Genomic DNA, 4055 nt, shown 5'->3' on the forward strand with positions numbered 1-4055 from the left:
CATGAGGCGGGGGTGCCGGGCGGGCCGAGGGCCGCGGCGAGGGCTCGGCGCAGCCGCACCGGGCCCCCCGACGGGCCCGGTGCCGGCGTCGGGCGGGCGGCCGGGCCCCGGCCGCGCCGCGGACCCGGACGGTCCCCCGCGGGGCGACGTCCGGTGGGCGGTGACGGCGGGGGCGCTGGGGCTCGCCGCCGGTGCGGGTGGCACGCTGCTGATACGCCGCGCGGCGGCCCGGCGTGAAGCCGGACCGCCGTGGGAGGAGCCGCGTCGGGTGCTGATCGACCTGGACGAGTGACGGGCCGTACGGCCCGCGCGCGTCAGCCCAGGTCGATCTCCGGGTAGAGCGGGAAACCGGCCACGAGGTCGGTGGCGCGCTGGGAGATCTCGTCCGCCACCTTCGCGTCGAGGACGTGGGAGGCCTTGGAGGGGGCGCCCGACTTGGTCGTGCCCGGCTCCGTGGTGGTCAGGACGCGGTCGATGAGGCCGGCGACCTCGTCCATCTCGGCGGTGCCCAGGCCACGGGTGGTCAGGGCGGGGGTGCCGATGCGGATGCCGGAGGTGTACCAGGCGCCGTTGGGGTCGGCGGGGATGGCGTTGCGGTTGGTGACGATGCCCGAGTCGAGCAGGGCGGCCTCGGCCTGGCGGCCGGTGAGGCCGTAGGAGGAGGCGACGTCGATCAGGTTCAGGTGGTTGTCCGTGCCGCCCGTCACCAGGGTCGCGCCCCGCCGCATCAGGCCCTCGGCCAGCGCGCGGGAGTTGTCGACGATGCGCTGGGCGTAGTCGCGGAAGGACTCCTGGCGGGCCTCGGCGAGGGCCACGGCCTTGGCGGCCATGACGTGCGGGAGCGGGCCGCCGAGGACCATCGGGCAACCGCGGTCGACCTGGTCCTTGAGCGAGTCGTCGCACAGGACCATGCCGCCGCGGGGGCCGCGCAGCGACTTGTGGGTGGTGGTCGTGACGATCTGGGCGTGCGGGACCGGGTCGAAGTCGCCGGTGAGGACCTTGCCCGCGACCAGGCCGGCGAAGTGCGCCATGTCGACCATGAGCGTCGCACCGACCTCGTCGGCGATCTCCCGCATGATCCGGAAGTTCACCAGACGGGGGTAGGCCGAGTAGCCCGCGACGATGATCAGCGGCTTGAACTCGCGGGCGGAGGTGCGCAGCGCCTCGTAGTCGATGAGGCCCGTGGCCGGGTCCGTGCCGTAGGAGCGCTGGTCGAACATCTTGCCGGAGATGTTCGGGCGGAAGCCGTGGGTGAGGTGGCCGCCGGCGTCCAGGGACATGCCGAGCATGCGCTGGTTGCCGAAGGCGCGGCGCAGCTCGGCCCAGTCGGCCTCGGAGAGGTCGTTGACCTGGCGGACGCCGGCCTTCTCCAGGGCGGGGACCTCGACGCGCTGGGCGAGGACCGACCAGAAGGCGACGAGGTTGGCGTCGATGCCGGAGTGCGGCTGGACGTAGGCGTGGCGGGCGCCGAAGAGCTCCTTGGCGTGCTCGGCGGCGAGGGACTCGACGGTGTCGACGTTGCGGCAGCCGGCGTAGAAGCGGCGGCCGATGGTGCCCTCGGCGTACTTGTCGCTGAACCAGTTGCCCATGGTCAGGAGCGTGGCCGGGGAGGCGTAGTTCTCGGAGGCGATCAGCTTGAGCATCTCGCGCTGGTCGGCGACCTCCTGGCCGATGGCGTCCGCCACACGGGGTTCGACGGCGCGGATCACGTCGAGGGCGGCGCGGTAGGCGGTGGAAGCGGGGGAGAGGGGCTCGGCGGGCATGTGTGGACCTCCGGACGTTGCGTTCAGCGTTCACGGTACGGCCCAGGCGCACGGCTCTGTCTGCTCGGGCCGCTCCCCGATGGTTGGTCCCATCCCAGCGCGCCAGTCACGGCCCTCGGTCAGCCTACCGGGTTGCTCTCCATCGCCGAGTGCGGGTGGTTCGTGCCTTGTCGCGCAGTGCCCCGCGCCCCCAAGGAGAGCAGGTCGGCTAGAGGATCACGTGGGGAAGGAAGCGGGCGTACTCGTCCGTGATCAGGCCTGACGACTCTCTGATGCCCAGGCCCGCCGACTCGTCTTCCACCACCCACGCGCCCAGGACCACCCGGTTGCCGTCGAAGTCGGGCAGGGGGGCGAGCTGCTGGTAGCAGCAGGGCTCGTCGCGGACGGTGGGGGTGGATCCGGGGTCGTGGATCGTGACGCCCGCGCCCTCGCGGCCGAGGAGGGGCTTGGCCACCCAGCCCGTGGTGGACAGGTCGCGGGGGCCGTCCAGGTACGCGGGGAGGAGGTTCGGGTGGTCCGGGTACAGCTCCCAGAGGATCGCCAGGAGTGCCTTGTTGCTGAGGAGCATCTTCCAGGCCGGTTCTATCCACAGGGTGGAGCCCGTGCCGCCGCCGTTGTCGAGGGTGTCCAGGACGTGGTCGGCGAAGCGGTCGGTGGTGAGCCATTCCCAGGGGTAGAGCTTGAAGATGCTGCGGATGAAGCGGAGGCGGTTGTCGACGAAGCGGCCGGAGAGGCGGTCCCAGCCGATCTCCTCCATGGCGATCCAGTCGGTGGCCAGTCCGGCCTGTTCGGCGGTCTCCTTGAGGTAGGCGACCGTCATCATGTCCTCGCCGAGTTCGTCCGCCGAGGAGTACGCGAAGTAGAGGGGGCTGCCCGGCGGGAGGAGGGCGGCCTGCTTCTTCCAGGCGTCGATGAGGCGTTCGTGGAGGGAGTTCCACTGGTCGGCGCCGGGGAAGCGGTCCTCCATCCAGAACCACTGGGGGGACGCGGCCTCGACCAGGGAGGTGGGGGTGTCGGCGTTGTACTCCAGGAGCTTGGCCGGGCCGGTGCCGTCGTAGCGCAGGTCGAAGCGGCCGTAGACGGAGGGCAGTTCGGCGCGGCGGTGCCAGGCCTCGGCGACCGCGTGGGCGACCCGGGGGTCGGTGATGCCCAGGTCGGCGAAGCGGTCCTCGGCGACGATGTGGCCGGCCGCCGTCAGGCACATGCGGTGGAGGTCCTCGACCACCTCTTCGAGGGCCTCGATCTCCTCCAGGGAGAAGACGTAGTGCGCGCTCTCGTCCCAGTAGGGGCGCAGGGAGTCGTCGGGGTAGCGGGTCAGGGGGTAGATCAGGCCCTGCTCCTCGACGGTCTGCTGCCATCCGGGGCGGGGCTCGGCGGTCCGGCGTTCCATGGCTGGGTCCGCTCTCAGCCGCCGCCGCTGCCGGAGCCGGAGCAGCCGAAGCCGCCCCGGTCGACGGCCTCGCTGCGGCTGAAGGTGCCGTCCTCGGCGTAGCCGCCGCTGACGTCGGCGTCGTAGTACCAGTCGGCGTCGGCGACCCTGGTCTTGCCGGTCTTCTTGCGGCCCTTGCCGGCGGAGGACGTGCCGGACGAGCAGTTCTTGTCGGCGACGATCTTGTAGCCGTTGATGTAGTCGTAGCTGTCCCGGTCGACGCAGCGGCGGTCCGGGTCGGAACCGCAGGCGGACAGGGCCGCCGCGAGGACGCCCATACCGCCCAGCACCACCGTGCTCGAGCGCAGCCTTCGCCGTGTTTCGGCCATGTGCGTGTCTCCCCCATTGTCGCCCCGTTGTGCACTGCCAGACGGTCAGCCTAGAGATCGGTGTGAACGGGCGCGCATGGCCCCCCGGCCACGGCCGCTCCCCTACTGTCGATTTGTGATCTTTGGAATGGTGTGTGCCCTCGGTGCGGCGGTCTGTTTCGGTACGGCGACGGTGTTGCAGGCGATCGCCGCGCGCTCGGCGGCGGCGACCGGGCCGGGCGGGGACGTGGCGCTGCTGTGGCGGGCGCTGCGGCAGTGGCGGTATCTCGCCGGGCTCGCGCTGGACGGGCTCGGTTTCGTGCTGCAGATCCTCGCGCTGCGGTCGGTGCCGATCTACGCCGTGGGGGCGGCGCTGGCCGCGAGCCTGGCGGTGACGGCCGTGGTGGCGGCGCGGCTGCTCAAGGTGCGGCTGAGCCGCGTCGAGTGGGCGGCGGTCGCGGTGGTGTGTGCCGGGCTCGCGCTGCTGGGGCTGGCGTCGGGGGCGGAGGGTGACGAGTCCGGGCCGGGCTGGCTGCCGTGGGCGATGCTCGGGGC

The 4055-nt window shown here is 72.2% G+C and carries 3 protein-coding genes, 2 pseudogenes and 1 riboswitch; of the genes and pseudogenes, 2 read left to right on the forward strand and 3 right to left on the reverse strand.

All coding sequences use genetic code 11. From position 1 onward, the window contains the following. Nucleotides 1–292 (forward strand): annotated as a pseudogene (locus K4G64_RS38655) (hypothetical protein); the annotation flags it as partial. A 22-nt stretch (nucleotides 293–314) separates the two neighbouring features. On the opposite strand, the gene K4G64_RS38660 reads toward K4G64_RS38655, so the two are convergent. The 3 genes from K4G64_RS38660 to K4G64_RS38670 form a co-directional block, all read right to left on the reverse strand. Beyond that, nucleotides 315–1763, reverse strand: a complete 1449-nt coding sequence (locus K4G64_RS38660) for a glycine hydroxymethyltransferase (RefSeq protein ID WP_221760525.1) — start codon at nucleotides 1761–1763, stop codon at nucleotides 315–317. 33 nt (nucleotides 1764–1796) lie between these two features. Further along, nucleotides 1797–1883, reverse strand: a riboswitch (ZMP/ZTP riboswitch). A gap of 88 nt (nucleotides 1884–1971) precedes the next feature. Then, nucleotides 1972–3153 (reverse strand): glutathionylspermidine synthase family protein, encoded by a 1182-nt coding sequence (locus K4G64_RS38665; RefSeq protein WP_221760526.1) that lies wholly within the window; start codon nucleotides 3151–3153, stop codon nucleotides 1972–1974. A gap of 14 nt (nucleotides 3154–3167) precedes the next feature. Beyond that, the gene (locus tag K4G64_RS38670; RefSeq protein WP_221760527.1) at nucleotides 3168–3521 is read right to left on the reverse strand and encodes a hypothetical protein; all 354 of its coding nucleotides are present in this window, start codon (nucleotides 3519–3521) and stop codon (nucleotides 3168–3170) included. Between the two features lie 127 nt (nucleotides 3522–3648). Here K4G64_RS38670 and K4G64_RS38675 point away from each other — a divergent pair. Next, nucleotides 3649–4055 (forward strand): annotated as a pseudogene (locus K4G64_RS38675) (hypothetical protein); the annotation flags it as partial.

Source organism: Streptomyces sp. WAC04114, from assembly GCF_019733245.1.
Lineage (GTDB): Bacteria > Actinomycetota > Actinomycetes > Streptomycetales > Streptomycetaceae > Streptomyces > Streptomyces massasporeus_A.